This is a genomic window from Coriobacteriaceae bacterium (assembly GCA_025992705.1).
Taxonomy (GTDB): domain Bacteria; phylum Actinomycetota; class Coriobacteriia; order Coriobacteriales; family QAMH01; genus QAMH01.
The window spans coordinates 183,695-200,437 of record DAJPGJ010000001.1 but is presented as its reverse complement, the minus strand read 5'-3'; the positions used below and the strand labels follow the sequence as shown (position 1 = coordinate 200,437).

Genomic DNA, 16,743 nt, shown 5'->3' with positions numbered 1-16,743 from the left:
ATGTCCGCAGAAAAACCGCTGGTAGGAATCATTCTGGGCTCCAAATCGGATGCCCCGGATTTCGAGGGTTGCAAGGAGATGCTCGAGAAGTTCGGCGTGCCCTACGAGTTCGTCATTCACTCTGCGCATCGTAATCCCGATGATGTGCGTGACTGGGCGACAAGCGCCGAGGAGCGCGGTCTCAAGGTCATCATCGCCGGCGCTGGCAAGGCCGCAGCGCTCGGTGGTGTCGTGGCATCGCATACGCCGCTGCCTGTCATTGCCGTGCCCATGAAGACGAGCGACCTGGGCGGCATGGACTCTCTGCTCTCCACGGTTCAGATGCCCACGGGCGTGCCCCTGGCCTGCGTCGCCATCAACGGCACCAAGAACGCCGCGATCCTCGCGACGGAGATTCTCGGCGTCGCGGTGCCCGAGTACCGCAAGGCCATCATCGAGTACAAGCGCGAGCTCGCCGGCAAATAATGCGTCATATGGCAAAGGCGCTCCTCCGGGAGCGCCTTTCCCTTCATGTCCTCTTCACATCCACAGGCGCTCCACCTTTGGTTTCACAGATTCTTCACATTTCCTTGCGTCTTTGTCGGGGCTTCGGCTAGGGTTTTAAGCCGTTGCAACGCGAAATGATGCACATTCGAACTACGAACACGGAAAGAGTCATGAACATAAACGTAGCAAGATCGCTGGCTGCATTTGGAGTGGCGGGCGCGCTCATACTCGGCTCGAGCGCACCTGCCCTTGCAGCCGAAGACGACGCGACGATCGACGGCAAGCTCATGGGAGCCGTCACCCGCACTCTCAACGATGCGGCGCTCGCCTCGGGAAGCGCCATCGACGCCCAGAGCTATCTCGGCAACTTCGACGAACCCGTCGAATGGACGAGCTGCGGCGCCAGCACCTACGGCATCGGCGACGGGCTCATGGGCTCGGGCTGCTCGGATGGCAGCATCGTGACCGAAAGCTCCATGGGTGTGGCGCATAAGACGCTTCCCCTGGGCACCCAGATCCAGATCATGTACGACGGCAAGGTCGTGAACGCGACCGTGCATGACCGCGGCCCCTTCATTACGGGACGTGACCTTGACTTGCAACCCGCCATTGCGTGGGCCCTCGATTTTGACGGCGTCGGTACGGTCCAGTACCGCGTCATGGCGTAGTCTCATGGACGCACTCGAAATCCAAAACATATGCGTACGCAATGGCGCTCTCGACCTTGAGGTCGGCATGGCAATCGACACGCTGCATGTCACCGAGGAGCAAGCCAGCCGCATTCTCGAACTGCTTCCCAACCTCGCGAATCATGTCTGCGTGAACGGTGCCGGTGACGGCAGCTTCGGTGACGAGATCGTGGGTACGGAGCTCGCGCATCTGCTCGAGCACGTCATCATCGAGCTGCAGGGCAAGGCGGCTCCGCAGGACCGCCAGCTTGCCGGGCACACGTCATGGCTCGAGGAGCTCGAGGTGACGGCTCCGCAGGGCTACGCCCTTATGCGCACGACGGTGTCCTTCGCCAATGACTTCGTCGCGCTTGGGGCGATGAACTGCGCCATCGAGATCATCGCCTGGGCGTTCGAGCCCGATGCGGACGACATGCCCGATGTCGATGGCATGATCGCCTTCCTTGCCGCGATGTAGGCGCAAATCTATACTTGCCTCAAGACGTCATCTGCGTTCTGAGGAGGCACCATGCATTGCGAACAGAAGCTCGCCGAAGGCCTGTATTGGATTGGCGGAGACGACAAGCGTCTCGGGTTGTTCGAGGCTAGTCATCCAGTGCCGCACGGCATGTCCTACAACAACTATCTGCTGCTCGACGAGAAGGTCGTGCTCTTCGACACCATCGACCGCGCGGTCGAGGAGCGCTTCTTCGAGACGGTCGACTATCTGCTTGACGGGCGCAAGATCGACTACATCATCGTCTCGCACATGGAGCCCGATCACAGTGCCACGCTCGGTGCCATGGCCACCATGCATCCAGAGGCACAGCTCGTCTGCACCAAGATTTGCAAGACGCTTATCGGGCAGTTCTTCGACCCCGAGCTCGCGGCTCGCTGCATGGTCGTGGGCGATGGCGATTCTATCGAGACCGGAACGCACACGCTCGCCTTTGCGACGGCCCCCATGGTGCACTGGCCCGAGGTCATGGTCACCTACGATGTCGAGGATAAGATTCTGTTCTCGGCCGATGCCTTCGGCTCCTTTGGCGGCCTAGACGGACGTCTTTTCGATGACATGTACGATTTCGAGGACGAGCTGCTCGACGAGGTGCGCCGCTATTACGCCAACATCGTGGGCAAGTACGGAACCCAGGTCAACGAGCTCCTCGACAAAGCCGACACGCTCGACATCAAGATGATTTGCCCGCTGCATGGCCCCATCATCAGGGACAACATCGATCTGATTAAATCCAAGTACCGCAGCTGGGCGAGCTATGAGCCCGAGGACGAGGGCGTTGTCATTGCTTACGCCTCGGTCTACGGGGGCACGCGCGATGTGGCCGAGAAGCTTGCCTTCAAGCTGAGCGATGCGGGCATTCACGACCTGGCCCTCTACGACCTGTCCGTGACCGACCCGAGCTACGTGTTGGCCGACGCCTTCCGCGCGAGCAACATCGTGCTGGCCTCCGTCACCTACAACGCGGATGTGTTCCCCAAGATGAAGGAGCTTGTCGATTGCTTTGTCGGACATAACCTGCGCCGCCGTCGCTTCTCGTTTATCCAGAACGGTAGCTGGGGTCCCATCGCGGGCAAGAAGATGATGGATGCGGTCGAGGCCATTCCCGAGCACGAGGTCGTGGGGGAGCTGTTCACCATCAAGTCGCGCATGACCGACGAGCAGGACGGAGAGCTCGATGCTCTCGCGCAAGCCATCGTGGATTCGATTCGCAACCCGGAAGCGCCCATCATGGCCGATGTGCAAAACGTCGCGCCCGAACCCACGCCCATCGTGGGTGCCGTCAAGCCGCAGGCGGCTCCGCCGAGCAAGGAGCCGGTGCGCACCAAGGGCGGTATGCCCATCGCCCCGGGCATGGAGGGCAAAGTGAGACCGCTCGACACGCCTGCGGGTCCTGCCGATGATGACGGCCCTACCACCAAGGTCATCCAGATCTGGCGCTGCACCTTCTGCGGCTATCAGGCCGAGGTGCCCAAGGGGACGGACATGGACACCTTCGTGTGTCCGGTGTGCCTCAAGTCCGGACCTGGCCAGTTCATTCTCGTGCGCGAGAAGATGGTCCCCGTGAAATGAGACAGCTTGGCCCGACCAGGCGACAATCGTCTGGTCGCCACACCGTTCGTCTCATTATTTGTAGGTTCGATAAAATGCGGGTTTCTTCTCCCCATATACATACGGGGGTGGTAACCTAACCACATTGTGTTTCTGCTTGAATACAATGATTGTCACCAGCAATCCCAGGAAGGGCGTGGTTATCATGAACAAGCCTCTCGTTTTCACTCTCGGAGCCGCCGTAGGAGCTGTTGCAGCCCTGCTTCTTTCGCCTAATTCCGGCGAGCGCAACCGTGAGATTGTCGCAGACAAGGTCGACTACTACACCGCTCATGGCGAGCAGGTTTTCCAGCAGACGGCCGATACCGTCCGCAACAAGGTTCGTGGCGTCGCAGATGTCGCCACCAACGCAGATGCAGACGACATCCGCGAGAAGATCAACGAGGCCCGCGATCGCATTGCCGAGCAGATCACGCGCAATAGCTCCGTGCCGCAAGACGTTGCCGCCGATGTCTCCGATGTCGCCGCAGATGCGGCAGAGAGCGTTTCCGAGGCCGCAGATACTGCCGCGGATGCAGCTGAGGGTGCTGCCAAGGCCGCTGCGGACGCCGTCAAAAGCAAGTAACGCTTCCGGCGTAACGCCAATCGCATATGCCTTCAACTGACGATGCTCATAAGCTGCACGTCTACGTGCGCAATTCCAAAGGCGAGCTAAAGCGCTTCGGTCGTGTGCGCGCCACTGTCTTTCATCCGAACGAGCCCCGCGTTGTGGGGCTCGTCATCAAACGCCCCGATGCGCTGCTCATGGTCAAGCGCAAGGAGCGCTTCGCCGCCATCGATCGCATCGAGCCCGTCGAAGGGGGCATCAGCGTTATCGATGCCGCGGATTCTTGGGATACCGAGGCGTGCAAGCGCTTGGGTGTCGATTACGATGCGTGCATCATTTGGGAGTACATGCCCGTGCGCACGGAGTCCGGTCAGGAAATTGGCCTTGTGAGCAACGTGGTATACAGCGGCGACGATTACACGATTGAACACATCGACATATCGACGAATTCCGCAAATCGCGTGCTGCTGGGAAGCTCACTCATCCCTCGCGAGCAGATTGTCGGGTATCGCGATGGCGCCATCATCGTCAAGGATGCCGAGGCGGACGTCGAGGAGACGGGCGGTGCGGCAGCGGCGGCAGGTGTCGCCTGGGCAAAGACCAAGCATGCGGCATCGCAGGGTACGAAGAAAGCCGGCGAGGCCATCAACGAGGGTGCGTACAAAGCCGGTGAGGTGATTGGCGCCGTGCGCGACAAGGCGAGCAAGGCCGCCGAGGAGCACGAGGCCAAGAAGCGCGAGGCCCAGGAGCGCGGGGAGTACGTTGGCGTCGACAAGGCGGCAAACCTTCTCGGCAAGCAGCTTGGCCGTGCATCGGGCATGTTCAAGAGCTTCAAGGAGGAGTTCGACAAGGCCTCCCACGACGACTAAGGGGCAGCCATGGCACGACGCAGAGCATACAGAAACCATGGCGCATCGCGCAGGTCGGGCGTAGGCCCCATCGGCACTATCGACATCCTCGCCCGCGGGTACGCGTTTTGCGATACCGACGAGGGCAGCTTCTTCATCCCCAAATCCGGGCTCGGAGGCGCCATGCCCGGCGACAAGGTCGAGGTGCGTGTGAGCTCGCGCGACGTACCGCATGGTGCAAAGCGTACGGCTCGGGTGGTGCGCGTGGTGAGCCGCGCGACCGAATACCTCATCGGCACGCTTGAGATCAACGACCCGCTCGCCGTGGTCATCGCCCAGGACCCGCGCGTGCGCCACGATCTCTTTATCACGGACGGTCGTCTGGAGGGTGCCCAGGACGGTGACGTCGTGCTCGCGCGCATCACGAGCTATCCCGATCGTCACCAGCCCATGCAAGGCTACATCGTCGAAGTGCTCGGTGCGGCAGACGCTCCGGGTATGGACGTCGACATCATCATCCACAACCTTGACTTGCCCACGAAGTTTAGCCCCCAGGCGCTCGAGCAAGCCGAGTCAATCGAAGTTGACGTGGAGGCGGCCCTTGCCGAGCACGGCAGACACGATCTGCGCATGCGTGACATCTTCACCATCGATCCGGCAGATGCCAAGGACTTCGACGATGCAATCTCGCTCGACGAGGCCGATGGCATGCTGCGCCTTGGTGTGCACATCGCCGATGTCTCGCACTATGTGGGTTGGGACAGTCATATCGACATATGTGCACGCGACCGTGCGACGAGCGTCTACCTGGTCGATCGCGTGCTTCCCATGTTGCCCGAGAAGCTCAGCAACGACGTCTGCTCGCTCAGGCCCGGCACTGATCGTCTGACCATGACCTGCGACATGTACCTTGACCAGACGGGCACGGTCAAACGATACGAGATTTACCCGAGCGTCATCTGCAGCAAGCGGCGCTTTAACTATGACGAGGTGCAGGAAATCCTCGATGGTCTGCGAGACGACCCCTATGCTCCCAAGCTCAAGCGCTTCGATGCTCTTGCAAAGCAGCTGCTCGCCCTGCGCATCGAGCGCGGGGCCATCGACTTCGAGACGGTCGAAGCCAAGCCAAAGCTTGACGAGCGCGGCATGGTGACGCATGTCGAGTTGCGTCACAAGACCGAGGCGACCTCGATGATCGAGGAAGCGATGATTCTCGCCAACGAGACCGTTGCGCGCCATGCGCACAGCAACCACATCCCCTTTGTGTATCGCGTGCACGAGCCGCCGAAGGCAGCGGCGCTCGAGTCGCTGCTCATCCCGCTGCGCGAGCTCGGCTACAACGTCTCGGAGCTGACCACGGGCAATCCCATGGCCTTCCAGGATGTGCTTGACGAGGCGCGCGGTACGCGCGAGGAACCGCTCGTGAATCACCTCGTGCTTCGCGCGATGGAGCGAGCTTTCTACAGCACCGAGCCCATCGGTCACTTTGGCCTGGCTTCCACGTTCTACTGTCACTTTACGAGTCCCATCAGGCGCTATCCCGACCTCATGGTGCATCGTTTGCTCAAGGACTCGCACGCCATGGAGACCCACCTGCAGTGGCTTGCGAAGCATTCCTCGAAGATGGAGCGCATCGCCGAACAAGCCGAGCGCGATAGCGTCGAACTCAAGCTCTGCGAGTATCTTGCCGAGCACATCGGCGAGGTCTTCACGGGAACGATCTCGGGCGTTGTGCCACGCGGCCTGCACGTGCGTCTCGAAAACACGCTCGAGGGCTTCGTGCGCTTCGATTATCTGCATGGTGAATACCACGAGTTTGACCCGCTCACGCAAACGCTCGTAGGCGAGGAGACGGGACGCACCTATCGGATTGGCCAGCAACTGCGCGTGCGCGTCGAGGAAGTCGACCCGCGTGAGCGCAGCGTGTCGTTCTCGATTGCGTGATCGGGACGGAGGCGGGGGGTGCCTGGCACGCTGTCTCATATCATCGGCATTTTATCAGTTTTGGCCAGTTTTTGAGACAGCGTGCCAGGCACCCCCGCCTCAATAATTCTTCGCGTGAAATACAAACACGCGCGCGTGTTCGGGTGATACCCTATACTAGTTGTGTGCCAAATGGCCCTGATGCCTTGCAAAACGTAGTCCGAGGAGAGACGTCTCGCATGAACCTGAATCCGGCAATCGTTATTCCCACGTACTGGTGTGGGCGCAGGTCAACGCATTCGATTAATCGCGGTGTCGTGTACGACCACATGACCCCGATCGATCAGCCGGGTGAGCTGCCCCGTTGCCTTGAGTCGCTGCGACACGTCGTCGGCGTCGATCGTATTATTTTGCTCGTCGCAGCCGAGCCGGGCGTCGAGAACCAAGCGTCCGAGCGCGTGCGTGCCATCACCGATCATTTCATGGACCTCAACATCGTGGTCATCGGTGATGCCGAGATGCGCCACATCCACCGCCGCTTCGAGCAGGTCGGCGTGGGCGAGTACAAGGGCGCGGCCTGTCTCACGGGTTACGGCGCCATCCGCAACCTCGGCCTCATCGTCGCCTCTATCTTCGGCCACGACACGGTAGTGTTTATCGATGATGACGAGGTCATTCCCAACGCGGATTTCCTCGAGCGCGCGATGCATGGCATTGCCTGCAAGACCCCGACGGGCTCGATCATCACGGCCAAGACGGGCTTCTTCTACGATAGCTACGATAGTCCCAAGGCCCCCGAGGATGTGCCCTGGTACGATCGTTTCTGGAACAAGGCGGCCGATTTCAACGATTACATCGACGGTGCCCTGAGAGGCCCGCGTCTGAGCCGGTCCAACGTATGCTGTGGCGGCTGCATGGTGCTGCACGCGGATTCGTATGGCAGCATCGCCTTCGACCCGTGGATCGCCCGCGGCGAGGACCTCGACTATCTCATCAACGCGCGTATGTATGGCAATGATGTCTGGTTCGACAACCAGTTCAGCCTGCTGCATCTCCCCCCTGAGGGTTCGCAGCATTCAAGCCGCTTCGAGCAGGATGTCTATCGCTGGTTCTACGAGGTGCGCAAGATCGAGTTTGCCAAGACGCAGATTGACCTCATGCAGATCACGCCCTCGACACTCGATCCCTATCCCGGCCCGTGGCTCGACCCATCCATTCATCGCCGTGCGCGTCTTACCGCATACCTGCGCGCCATCGGCCATAAGGAGCATGCCGAGTACTTCCGCATCGGCAACAAGACCATCAAGAATGCCGGCGAGTTTGCACGCGAGAACTGCGCCAACTATTTCGAGCTGCAGCATCAGTGGCCCAACATCGTGCGCGCCATGTGGTCCAATTCGGCGCTTGCCACGCAGCTTGGCACGAGCGGTCTGCAGAGCTCGTCCGCAAGTTACACGAGCCGCTTCTCAGCAGTTACGGCCGATCAAGAGTAAGTACCTGCGCACGGAAGAGGCGAAGCGATGGACGTGCAAAAAGTAGCAGGCTACACCATGCTCATCGTGTGCTACATCGTCTTCAGCCTCTTTGCGATCATGGGCATCATCTTCTACGATGATGTCTCGCCGTGGGTAGCGCTTGTCGCCATCATCGCCATGCTCGTGCTCACGATTATCGGGCTGCGCGCGGCGGGCTCTTCCGACCATGCCCGTGCCCGTCAGTCCAACCAGACGCTCGACCTCGCGAGCAAGACGGTCACCTTCATGCGTCAGGGTCTCGATGCCGATTCCGCCCAGGCGGTATGCGAGTTGCTGCTGCCGGCAGCCACGGCCGATGCCGTCGCCATCACCAACCGCGAACGCGTCTTGGGCTTTTCGGGCCTCGACCGCGAGAATCACCTGCCCAACTCGCCCATCCAGACGATGAGCACGTACATGACGCTCGAGGATGGCATCACACGCGTCCTCGAGACCTCGGGGGCCGTGGGCTTCAGCCGCGAATCGGGCAAGCTCAAGGCGGGTATCGTCGTCGCGCTCATCGTCAACAAGCGCATCGTCGGTGCGCTCAAGTTCTACTATCGCTATCCCCATAGCCTGGGCGAGAACCAGAAGGCCATCGCGGAGGGCTTTGCCCAGCTGCTCTCCACGCAGCTCTCGCTCTCCTATCTGCAACAGCAGACCGAGCTCGCCGCCCGCATGGAACTCAAGGCCATGCAGGCGCAGATCAATCCGCACTTCCTCTTCAACACCCTCAACACCATTGCCTCGGTTACGCGAACCGATCCCGTCAAGGCGCGCGTCATGTTGCGCGAGTTCGCGACCTACTATCGCCGCATGCTCGAGAACTCCGAGGACTTCATTCCCCTGGCCAAGGAGGTCGAGCAGACCGAGCGTTACCTTATGTTCCAGAACGCGCGTTTTGGCGATGACGCCATCACGTTGCATGTCGACATCGAGCCCGGCCTCGAAATGCTCAAGATGCCGTCGTTCATGTTGCAGCCGCTTGTCGAGAACGCCGTCGGCCATGGTCGGCGCGATGACGGAACGCCCCTCAACATCACCATCAAGGCGTATCGTGCATCTGATAGCGTCACGATCTCGGTATCCGATGACGGCGTGGGCATAGAGCCCGAGCGTCTCGAAAACCTTCTCGATCGCGAGTCGGAGACGGGCATGGGCATCGCGCTCAAGAACGTCAACGCGCGTCTCAAGGCTTTCTTTGGCGCGATATCCGGTCTTTACATCGATTCGGAGTACGGGAAGGGCACGACGGTGTACCTCAACCTATACGACGCCCTCGTCGACCAGAGTATCGACATCAGCGATGATGAGGTCGGCGGCAGCCCTGCTCCCGCGCTCGAATCGTCGGCTCCCAAAGCTTCAGCCGAGGCCCATGATTTGCAGGATATTATCTAGCCCATGTATTATTCGCACGCGTACATCGTTTGATGTTAGAATCAAGACAACGATGCACAAAGGAGACACTCTATGCTCAAAGCCATAATTGTTGATGACGAAGCACCCGCGCGCTCTGAGCTGCGCTTTCTTCTTGATGAGACCGGCGAAGTCGAAGTTGCCGCCGAGGCGACCAACGTGCGCGAGGCCATCGAGCAGCTTAAGGAGGTCGGCGCCGACATCATGTTCCTCGATGTGAACATGCCAGGCGTTGACGGCCTGCAGCTTGCAGAAGCCTTAAACGAGCTCAAGTATCCGCCCTACATCATTTTCGTGACCGCGTACAGCGAGTTTGCCGTCAAGGCGTTCGAGGTAAACGCGACCGATTACCTGGTAAAGCCGGTCGAGACCGATCGCCTCATACAGGCAATCAGCAAGGTCAAGCAGCTCATCACCGCACAGGGCCGCTCTACCACCAACGAGCGCATTCCCGTCGAGAAGGGCGGCAAGAAGCTGCTCATCCCCGCCAGCAAGATCCACTTCATCATGGCGAAGGACGACTACTCCTACCTGCACACCGAGAACGACCGCTATCTTTCGACGGTCTCGCTTGCCCAGCTCGAGGCCAAGCTCGAGCCGCTTGGCTTCTTCCGCGTACACCGTCGTTACCTCGTGAACCTCGCATGCGTGAACGAGGTCGATCCTGTCAGCGGTGGCACCTTGTTGCTCACGCTCAGCGGCGAGGACGAGCAGATTCCCGTATCGCGCCGACGCGTCTCCTCTCTCAAGAAGGCGCTCGGTCTGTAACCTGCATAATGAGACAGTTGCTCAGAGCAACTGTCTCATTTTTTTATCGGTGGCAGCTAATAATGAGACAATCCGGTCAGACCAAACTGTCTCGTTTCTACAAGAGGAGCAAGCATGGCAGAACAGATCACCTACAAGGACGCCGGCGTCGATATTGACGAGGGTGCCCGCGCCGTCGATGCGATTCGCGCGAGCGTGAAGTCGACGTACCGTCCTGAGGTCATCGGCGATATCGGCGGTTTCGGCGGTCTGTTCTCTGCCGCTGCGCTCAAAGAGATGGATGATCCCATTCTCGTGAGCGGCACGGATGGTGTTGGCACCAAGCTCGCCCTGGCGCAGATGGCCGGCAAGCACGATACCGTCGGCATAGACTTGGTCGCCATGTGCGTCAACGATGTTCTGGCTTGTGGCGCGGAGCCGCTGTTTTTCCTCGACTACGTCGCTATCGGCAAGCTTAGGAGCGAGCACATCGCGCAGGTGGTGGGCGGCATCGCAGAGGGCTGCCGTCAGGCGGGCTGTGCGCTCATCGGCGGCGAGATGGCGGAGCATCCCGGCGTTATGGATCCTGACGACTACGATCTCTCGGGCTTCTGCGTAGGTGTGGTCGATCGTCCCAAGATGCTCAACCCCGCTGATGTTGCCGAGGGTGACGTCATTCTGGGCCTTGCCTCGACGGGCATTCACTCCAACGGCTTTTCGCTCGTACGTCGCGCTGTCACCGAGGTCATGGGCATCGACGAGCTTACGGTCGAGCGTGACGAGCTCGATGGCGTATCCGTGCTCGACGCTCTGCTCGCTCCGACGCGCATCTACGTTAAGTCCATCCTGGAGCTGCGCCGTGCGGTGCCCCAGATTCACGCCGTCGCGCACATTACCGGCGGTGGCATCACCGAAAACCTCAACCGTGCTCTCAACGACCATGTGGACGCGCAGGTTGACGAGGGCACGTGGACGCAGCCGCCCATCATCGACTTCGTGGTCGAGAAGGCGGGTCTGTCCCGCACCGAGGCGCTCAAGACCTTCAACTGCGGCATCGGCATGTGTGTGATTTGCCCGCCCGAGGTGGAAGAGGCCGCAATTAAGCAGCTTGAGTCCACCGGCGAGAAGGTCTTCAAGATCGGGACGATAATCCCCGGCGATGGGAAGGTCGTGTATCGTGGCTAAGGAACCCATGAAGCTCGCCGTATTCATCTCGGGTACGGGCACGAACATGGTCGCCATCCACAATGCCATCAAGGCCGGCGAGCTGGACGCTACCATCGAGCTCATCGTCTCCTCGAACGATCACGCCAAGGGTATTCAGTACGCTCAAAACGAGGGGCTTGACCTGCTGGTTTTCACACCTGCCGACTATGATGACCCCGAGGCGGTCGATGCGAGGATCGTCGAGGCCCTTAATGAGCGCGACGTTGATTACGTCGCGATGGCTGGCTACATGCGCAAGGTCACGCCCGTGCTGCTCGACGCGTACCCCAATCGCGTCGTTAACCTCCATCCGGCATTGCTGCCGGCACATCGAGGCGCCCACGCTATTCAGGATGCCTTCGAAGCGGGTGATGAGGTGACGGGAATCACCATTCATTTTGCGAACGAGGAGTACGACAAGGGCCCAATTATCTTCCAACATGAGGTCCCCGTGCTGCCTGACGACACGCTCGATGACCTCGAGACGCGCATTCATGCGGCCGAGCATGAGTACTATCCCCAGGTCTTGCAGCGGATAGCCCAGGGCGAAGTCCAGGTCTGATTTCAGTCCGAATTCACTCGGAGACATGTCGGATTTCACTCGGAAAAAATCCGGTGATTCGACCATAAACGTTCGGCGATTTTGACAGATTCGCGGTGCATCATCTTTCCCGGAAAGCCGAGGTGGAAGGAGGTGCTCACCATGAACCGAACCAACGGCCCACTCACAAGCAAGCTTAGACGAGCGCGTCACGGCGTCCGCATTACGCGAGGCTCGAGTTCCTCCTCACTCGCTCACGCACGCATGGCTCGTATCGTCTGCGCCCTACCCCTTGTCTCCCTATGCATCGTGTTCATGGCGCAGCCGGCCCTCGCAGCGACTTGGCCCATGTCCACCTCGGCGCTTTCCGCGACACTCGCGTTTCATCAGTCCTATTCGGCCGGGAGTAATAGCTATGTACATAGCGGCATCGACATACCCGCGTCTGCCGGTTTGCAGATAATCTCACCGCTTGCCGGGACGGTACGTTTTACCGGCGCCGTACCGTCCGGCGACTCACGAACGGGCGGCATGTCATCAGACAAGACGATGAACGCCGTTTCCATAGAGCTCAACGACGGCCGCACTGTTACCCTCATGCCCTTTGCATCCATAGGCGTACGGGAAGGCCAGACGGTTGCGGAAGGAGCTCCTCTCGGTACCCTGGCCGCATCGGGTGACGTCTCGACGTCTGCAACGCACCTGCACATGGGCTACAAGCAGGGCTCACGCTATCTTGACCCGATGTTGCTCTTCGGTATGGCAGGCGATGCACCAGGCGGCGCTGCGGCCGCACAGTCAGCTGCAGAGATGCCCGGCGCGAGCGCGTCCACGCCCCTGGCGAGCGCCGAGGCAGCGCCCTCTGTTGGCGAGTCCGCAAGCCCCTCTGCACATCTCGAGCAACCTGGCATCATCAGCGTACCCGAAGAATCGACCATCACGAGCAGCGAGTCCTTTGGGGCGATCGAGACGGGCGATTACGAGCTCACGCCGCAGGACGCTCCTGCACCAGCAGGCTTTCTCGTGGATGCGCTCGGCTGGCTCGGCGATGCATGCACGGGTCAGTTCGTGGGGATGGTCGAGGCGCTCTTCGGCGTCTCGTGCAGCAAGGAAATGGCCCTCGCTGTTCTGCTTGCGGCAATGGGCGTGCTCCTCCTCGCGTGCGTTGCCTGTGTCAGGCGTCGCTGGTCGCAGCTGCAAGATCGTTTGCATACCTGGAAAGATTCCTTGTCATTGCCCGATGGAGGTGGTAGCATGCAAAAGTTATTTCCTGCTTCGGGCGCAGCCTTCATGTCCCGAAGCCGCATAGCCCAGAGGAGGTGACCACATGAAGGCTTACGAACTGCTGTTTTTTGTCGACCCGTCTATCGACGAGGAGACGCGCCTTGCAACGAGCAAGCGTATCGATACCGCGATTACCGAGCAAGGCGGCAAGGTGAGCAACGTTGAGGATTGGGGCAAGCGCAAGCTTGCGTACGAGATCAACGGTCTTGCCGAAGGCGATTACACTCTCATCGATTTCGAGGCTGATCCCACTGCAATTGCAGAGCTCGACCGCGTGCTCCACATCATGGACGCTGTCCAGCGTTACATGATCACGCGTCGCAACGGTGAGGCAGCTTCGGTTGAGAGCGCGTAAAGCACGGCTTTTGCGCTCGGCTGAAAGGAACGATTTAACATGAGCATCAACAGGGTAATGATTTCTGGCAATCTCACGCGTGATGCCGAGCTGAGGACCACTCCTTCGGGGACGTCCATCCTGAGCTTCGGCGTTGCGGTCAACGATCGTCGTCGCAACGCGAACGGTGAGTGGGAAGACTACGCGAATTTCATCGATTGTACGATGTTCGGTCGTCGTGCCGAGGCGCTTGCACAGTACCTCACCAAGGGCGTCAAGGTGGCCATTGAAGGTAGGCTGCACTACAGCTCCTGGGAGGATCGCAATTCTGGCCAGCGAAGGAGCAAGGTCGACGTGACCGTCGACGAGCTCGAGTTCATGTCATCGCGCAACGGTGGCGGCCAGGGTGGCTATGATGCAGGCGGCAATTACGGCGGCGGCAACAACTACGGTGGCCAGAATGCCGGCGGCAACTATGGCAACCAGTCCTATCAGCAACCGCAGGGGAACGTCGTCCCGGAGCCTCCGACTCCGAGCGCCTATGACGACAGCGACATTCCCTTCTAGACACTATCGCATTCAAGAATCAGTGAGGAGGAACCATGGCTGATTACGCTCGCGCACCGCGTCGCAAGTATTGCCCCTTCTGCAAGGACAAGGTCGAGTTCATCGACTACAAAGACGCTCAGACGCTGCGCCGCTACATCACCGATCGTGGCAAGATCAAGTCCCGCCGCGTGACGGGTGTGTGCACCCAGCATCAGCATGAGCTCGCGACCGCTATCAAGCGTGCTCGTGAGATGGCTCTGCTGCCCTACACCGTGAAGATCGTTTCCGGTAGCGGTGGCCGCAGGAATCGCTAGTGCATCTTCATGCACGAACTGGTCGGGCGTCATAGCGACGCTTGGTCAGGCCTGCATTCGGGCAATGAGGCGCGTACATATATGTAAGCAGTCCTGCGCCATAGCGGGACATAGAGAAGGTTAGAAACATGAAAGTTATTCTGCTGAAGGAACTCAAGGGCCGTGGTGGCGAGGGCGATGTCGTGGATGTCGCTCAGGGTTACGCGGTGAACTACCTGCTTCCGCAGGGCATCGCAATTGAGGCCACCAAGGGCGAGCTCAAGCAGCTCGAGCAGCGTCGCCACAACATCGAGAAGCGCGAGCTTGCTCGTACCACCGACGCAAACGTGCTCAAGAACGCCCTCGACGGCAAGACCGTCAAGGTTTACGCCCGCGTCGGTGAGGAGGGCCAGCTCTTCGGCTCCATCACGACCGCCATGCTTGCCGAGGCCATTCTCGAGCAGCTCGGCGTTACGGTCGATCGCAAGAAGATCGATCTGGGCAAGGCCATCAAGACGGCTGGCAAACACGAGTTCACCGTTTCGGTGTACCGCGACATCAAGGCCACGCTCGAGGTCAACGTCGTGAGCGATGACGATTCGATCGAGATCGTCGAGACGATCGAGGAGCGCCTGGAAGACGAGCCCGAGCTTCCCGCTGGCGACGAAGAGGTCGTCGAGGAGACCGAGGCTGTTGCCGAGGTTGCCGAAGACGCCGAGTAATCTCACGAGGCATAGGTTTTGCACGAGGGGCGGGTCGTAGGCTCGCCCTTTGTTTTTCGAGAGATGTAGCGAGTGGAAAGGCATATCATGCGGGTCGGGACACAAGACGTCGATGCCATCATCTTCGACTTCGATGGCACGCTTGCAGACTCCATGTGGGTCTGGGATGAGGTCGATCGCATGTTTCTCGCCAAGCGCGGCATCCCCTTTACCGATGAGTTCGGCGAGATGATCGCCGTACTTGGGTTCGAGCTTGGGGCAGACTTCGCCATCGAGCATTTCGGGCTCGACGAGCAACCCGAGGACATCATCGAGGAGTGGAAGTCCGCGGCCGAGGAAGGCTATGCGACGCAGGTTATGCTCAAGCCCGGTGCATTCGAGTATCTGCAGCGTTGCAAGGAGGCCGGCATGCCCCTGGCCATTGCGACTTCTCTGCAACGTCATCTGCTCGAGCCAGCGCTTGCGAACAATGGCGTGCTCGATTTGTTCGACACCATCTGCGTATGCGATGAGCTGAAATGCGGAGGCAAGTCCAATCCGGTCGTTTACCTCGAGGCGGCACGCCAGTTGGGCGTTCCTGCCGAGCGTTGCGCCATCTTCGAGGATGTTGTCACGGCTGCCAAGTCCGCCAAAGAGACGGGTGCCTACGTCGTCGGTGTCTACGATGAGCATAAGCAGCAGGCTACCGACGAGCTCAGGAAGACGGTCGATTGCTTCATCACGGACTATGCGGAGCTTCTTGGCGAGGAATCACAGCCCTCGCATCACCAGGGCGAGTAAGACGAGAGACGAGGACGGGTTATGAAGGGTGCGCATAGCGTCAAGCGGACAGACAGGCCCAGGTCGGCTCGCAAGGGGCGCGGCAAGGTCGTCGCCATCGTCATCTGCGTCATTCTCGTGCTTGCACTTGCGGGTGGCGTCATCTTTCTCTTCGCTACGGGCAAGGTCGAACTGCCAGGTTTTGCATCGCAGCAGGCATCGAGCCCGGCATCCTCCTCGAGTAGCAATGCATCTTCGCCATCGTCCGAATCATCGCAAGGGTCCGATGCATCCGGCTCTGCCGAGGCTACCGAGAGCGGTTCGTCGTCTGCGGCTACGGTACCCGCATCGCAGGTCTATACCAATGCGGTCTTCGGCTATCAGCTCGATGTGCCCGAGGGCTTCGTGCTCGGCTCCGAGGTCGATAACGGTGCCGGCGTGATTCTCACCAACAGCAAACTGCGCATGACGGCGAATGTGACCGGCTACAATAACGTTGACAATCTCGATGCCGATGCAATCATGAACTCCCTGTGGAATGGCAGCGAGGATAGCATCGCACGCGCCGAGGGCAATCGCGTCATCATCTATCAGTACGACGACGAGTACGAATACTTCTATTGGGTCAATATCGGCCCTGGGTCCATCAACCAGATGGAGATCAGATATCCCTTGCAGGACGACAATCGCGACGAGCTCGATGCAGCGCAGTCGCTCATGCAGGGTTTTATCCCTGGCGATCTCAGCATCGCGCACTAGTCCTCCGCGCGAACAAATA

General features: G+C 59.9%; 19 protein-coding genes. All 19 read left to right on the top strand.

What is annotated here, in order from left to right; genetic code table 11:
• A complete protein-coding gene (purE, locus tag OIM11_00895) occupies window positions 1-465 on the top strand; it encodes a 5-(carboxyamino)imidazole ribonucleotide mutase (protein HJI99706.1) in 465 nt (154 codons plus the stop codon).
• Between the two features lie 191 nt (window positions 466-656).
• Window positions 657-1,154, top strand: a complete 498-nt coding sequence (locus tag OIM11_00890; GenBank protein HJI99705.1) for a septal ring lytic transglycosylase RlpA family protein — start codon at window positions 657-659, stop codon at window positions 1,152-1,154.
• A gap of 4 nt (window positions 1,155-1,158) precedes the next feature.
• Entirely contained in the window at window positions 1,159-1,632 is a 474-nt protein-coding gene (locus OIM11_00885; protein ID HJI99704.1) for a hypothetical protein, read from the top strand.
• A gap of 51 nt (window positions 1,633-1,683) precedes the next feature.
• Window positions 1,684-3,243: an MBL fold metallo-hydrolase gene (locus OIM11_00880; protein ID HJI99703.1), complete on the top strand. Its 1,560-nt coding sequence runs from the start codon at window positions 1,684-1,686 to the stop codon at window positions 3,241-3,243.
• A gap of 184 nt (window positions 3,244-3,427) precedes the next feature.
• Entirely contained in the window at window positions 3,428-3,847 is a 420-nt protein-coding gene (locus OIM11_00875; GenBank protein ID HJI99702.1) for a YtxH domain-containing protein, read from the top strand.
• A gap of 26 nt (window positions 3,848-3,873) precedes the next feature.
• Window positions 3,874-4,698 (top strand): hypothetical protein, encoded by an 825-nt coding sequence (locus tag OIM11_00870; GenBank protein HJI99701.1) that lies wholly within the window; start codon window positions 3,874-3,876, stop codon window positions 4,696-4,698.
• A 9-nt stretch (window positions 4,699-4,707) separates the two neighbouring features.
• Complete coding sequence (rnr, locus tag OIM11_00865) at window positions 4,708-6,621, top strand: ribonuclease R (GenBank protein ID HJI99700.1); 1,914 nt, start codon at window positions 4,708-4,710, stop codon at window positions 6,619-6,621.
• A 218-nt stretch (window positions 6,622-6,839) separates the two neighbouring features.
• A complete protein-coding gene (locus OIM11_00860; GenBank protein ID HJI99699.1) occupies window positions 6,840-8,093 on the top strand; it encodes a hypothetical protein in 1,254 nt (417 codons plus the stop codon).
• 27 nt (window positions 8,094-8,120) lie between these two features.
• Complete coding sequence (locus tag OIM11_00855; GenBank protein ID HJI99698.1) at window positions 8,121-9,512, top strand: histidine kinase; 1,392 nt, start codon at window positions 8,121-8,123, stop codon at window positions 9,510-9,512.
• Window positions 9,513-9,584: 72 nt separating this feature from the next.
• Complete coding sequence (locus OIM11_00850; GenBank protein HJI99697.1) at window positions 9,585-10,298, top strand: LytTR family DNA-binding domain-containing protein; 714 nt, start codon at window positions 9,585-9,587, stop codon at window positions 10,296-10,298.
• Between the two features lie 114 nt (window positions 10,299-10,412).
• On the top strand, window positions 10,413-11,462 hold the full coding sequence (gene purM, locus OIM11_00845; protein ID HJI99696.1) for a phosphoribosylformylglycinamidine cyclo-ligase: 1,050 nt from the start codon (window positions 10,413-10,415) through the stop codon (window positions 11,460-11,462).
• Window positions 11,455-12,045, top strand: coding sequence for a phosphoribosylglycinamide formyltransferase (gene purN, locus OIM11_00840; protein ID HJI99695.1), 591 nt, complete (start codon window positions 11,455-11,457; stop codon window positions 12,043-12,045). Before purM ends, purN begins: the two co-directional genes overlap by 8 nt.
• Window positions 12,046-12,186: 141 nt before the next feature.
• A complete protein-coding gene (locus OIM11_00835) occupies window positions 12,187-13,347 on the top strand; it encodes a M23 family metallopeptidase (protein ID HJI99694.1) in 1,161 nt (386 codons plus the stop codon).
• A gap of 4 nt (window positions 13,348-13,351) precedes the next feature.
• A complete protein-coding gene (gene rpsF / locus OIM11_00830) occupies window positions 13,352-13,663 on the top strand; it encodes a 30S ribosomal protein S6 (GenBank protein ID HJI99693.1) in 312 nt (103 codons plus the stop codon).
• A 39-nt stretch (window positions 13,664-13,702) separates the two neighbouring features.
• The gene (gene ssb, locus OIM11_00825) at window positions 13,703-14,209 is read left to right on the top strand and encodes a single-stranded DNA-binding protein (protein HJI99692.1); all 507 of its coding nucleotides are present in this window, start codon (window positions 13,703-13,705) and stop codon (window positions 14,207-14,209) included.
• A gap of 35 nt (window positions 14,210-14,244) precedes the next feature.
• Window positions 14,245-14,505: a 30S ribosomal protein S18 gene (gene rpsR, locus OIM11_00820; protein ID HJI99691.1), complete on the top strand. Its 261-nt coding sequence runs from the start codon at window positions 14,245-14,247 to the stop codon at window positions 14,503-14,505.
• A gap of 128 nt (window positions 14,506-14,633) precedes the next feature.
• Window positions 14,634-15,206 (top strand): 50S ribosomal protein L9, encoded by a 573-nt coding sequence (gene rplI, locus OIM11_00815; protein HJI99690.1) that lies wholly within the window; start codon window positions 14,634-14,636, stop codon window positions 15,204-15,206.
• Between the two features lie 87 nt (window positions 15,207-15,293).
• Window positions 15,294-15,986: an HAD family phosphatase gene (locus tag OIM11_00810; GenBank protein ID HJI99689.1), complete on the top strand. Its 693-nt coding sequence runs from the start codon at window positions 15,294-15,296 to the stop codon at window positions 15,984-15,986.
• A gap of 21 nt (window positions 15,987-16,007) precedes the next feature.
• On the top strand, window positions 16,008-16,724 hold the full coding sequence (locus tag OIM11_00805) for a hypothetical protein (protein ID HJI99688.1): 717 nt from the start codon (window positions 16,008-16,010) through the stop codon (window positions 16,722-16,724).
• The last annotated feature ends 19 nt before the right edge of the window (window positions 16,725-16,743 follow it).

What these genes read in the sequence shown, in the direction of transcription:
- OIM11_00860 (HJI99699.1), top strand. Translation starts at nt 6,840, where the DNA reads ATGAACCTGAATCCGGCAATCGTTATTCCCACGTACTGGTGTGGGCGC.
- OIM11_00870 (HJI99701.1), top strand. Translation starts at nt 3,874, where the DNA reads ATGCCTTCAACTGACGATGCTCATAAGCTGCACGTCTACGTGCGCAAT.
- OIM11_00855 (HJI99698.1), top strand. Translation starts at nt 8,121, where the DNA reads ATGGACGTGCAAAAAGTAGCAGGCTACACCATGCTCATCGTGTGCTAC.
- OIM11_00805 (HJI99688.1), top strand. Translation starts at nt 16,008, where the DNA reads ATGAAGGGTGCGCATAGCGTCAAGCGGACAGACAGGCCCAGGTCGGCT.
- ssb (HJI99692.1), top strand. Translation starts at nt 13,703, where the DNA reads ATGAGCATCAACAGGGTAATGATTTCTGGCAATCTCACGCGTGATGCC.
- rpsR (HJI99691.1), top strand. Translation starts at nt 14,245, where the DNA reads ATGGCTGATTACGCTCGCGCACCGCGTCGCAAGTATTGCCCCTTCTGC.
- rplI (HJI99690.1), top strand. Translation starts at nt 14,634, where the DNA reads ATGAAAGTTATTCTGCTGAAGGAACTCAAGGGCCGTGGTGGCGAGGGC.
- rpsF (HJI99693.1), top strand. Translation starts at nt 13,352, where the DNA reads ATGAAGGCTTACGAACTGCTGTTTTTTGTCGACCCGTCTATCGACGAG.
- OIM11_00850 (HJI99697.1), top strand. Translation starts at nt 9,585, where the DNA reads ATGCTCAAAGCCATAATTGTTGATGACGAAGCACCCGCGCGCTCTGAG.
- OIM11_00890 (HJI99705.1), top strand. Translation starts at nt 657, where the DNA reads ATGAACATAAACGTAGCAAGATCGCTGGCTGCATTTGGAGTGGCGGGC.
- OIM11_00810 (HJI99689.1), top strand. Translation starts at nt 15,294, where the DNA reads ATGCGGGTCGGGACACAAGACGTCGATGCCATCATCTTCGACTTCGAT.
- purM (HJI99696.1), top strand. Translation starts at nt 10,413, where the DNA reads ATGGCAGAACAGATCACCTACAAGGACGCCGGCGTCGATATTGACGAG.
- purE (HJI99706.1), top strand. Translation starts at nt 1, where the DNA reads ATGTCCGCAGAAAAACCGCTGGTAGGAATCATTCTGGGCTCCAAATCG.
- OIM11_00835 (HJI99694.1), top strand. Translation starts at nt 12,187, where the DNA reads ATGAACCGAACCAACGGCCCACTCACAAGCAAGCTTAGACGAGCGCGT.
- OIM11_00875 (HJI99702.1), top strand. Translation starts at nt 3,428, where the DNA reads ATGAACAAGCCTCTCGTTTTCACTCTCGGAGCCGCCGTAGGAGCTGTT.
- rnr (HJI99700.1), top strand. Translation starts at nt 4,708, where the DNA reads ATGGCACGACGCAGAGCATACAGAAACCATGGCGCATCGCGCAGGTCG.
- OIM11_00880 (HJI99703.1), top strand. Translation starts at nt 1,684, where the DNA reads ATGCATTGCGAACAGAAGCTCGCCGAAGGCCTGTATTGGATTGGCGGA.
- OIM11_00885 (HJI99704.1), top strand. Translation starts at nt 1,159, where the DNA reads ATGGACGCACTCGAAATCCAAAACATATGCGTACGCAATGGCGCTCTC.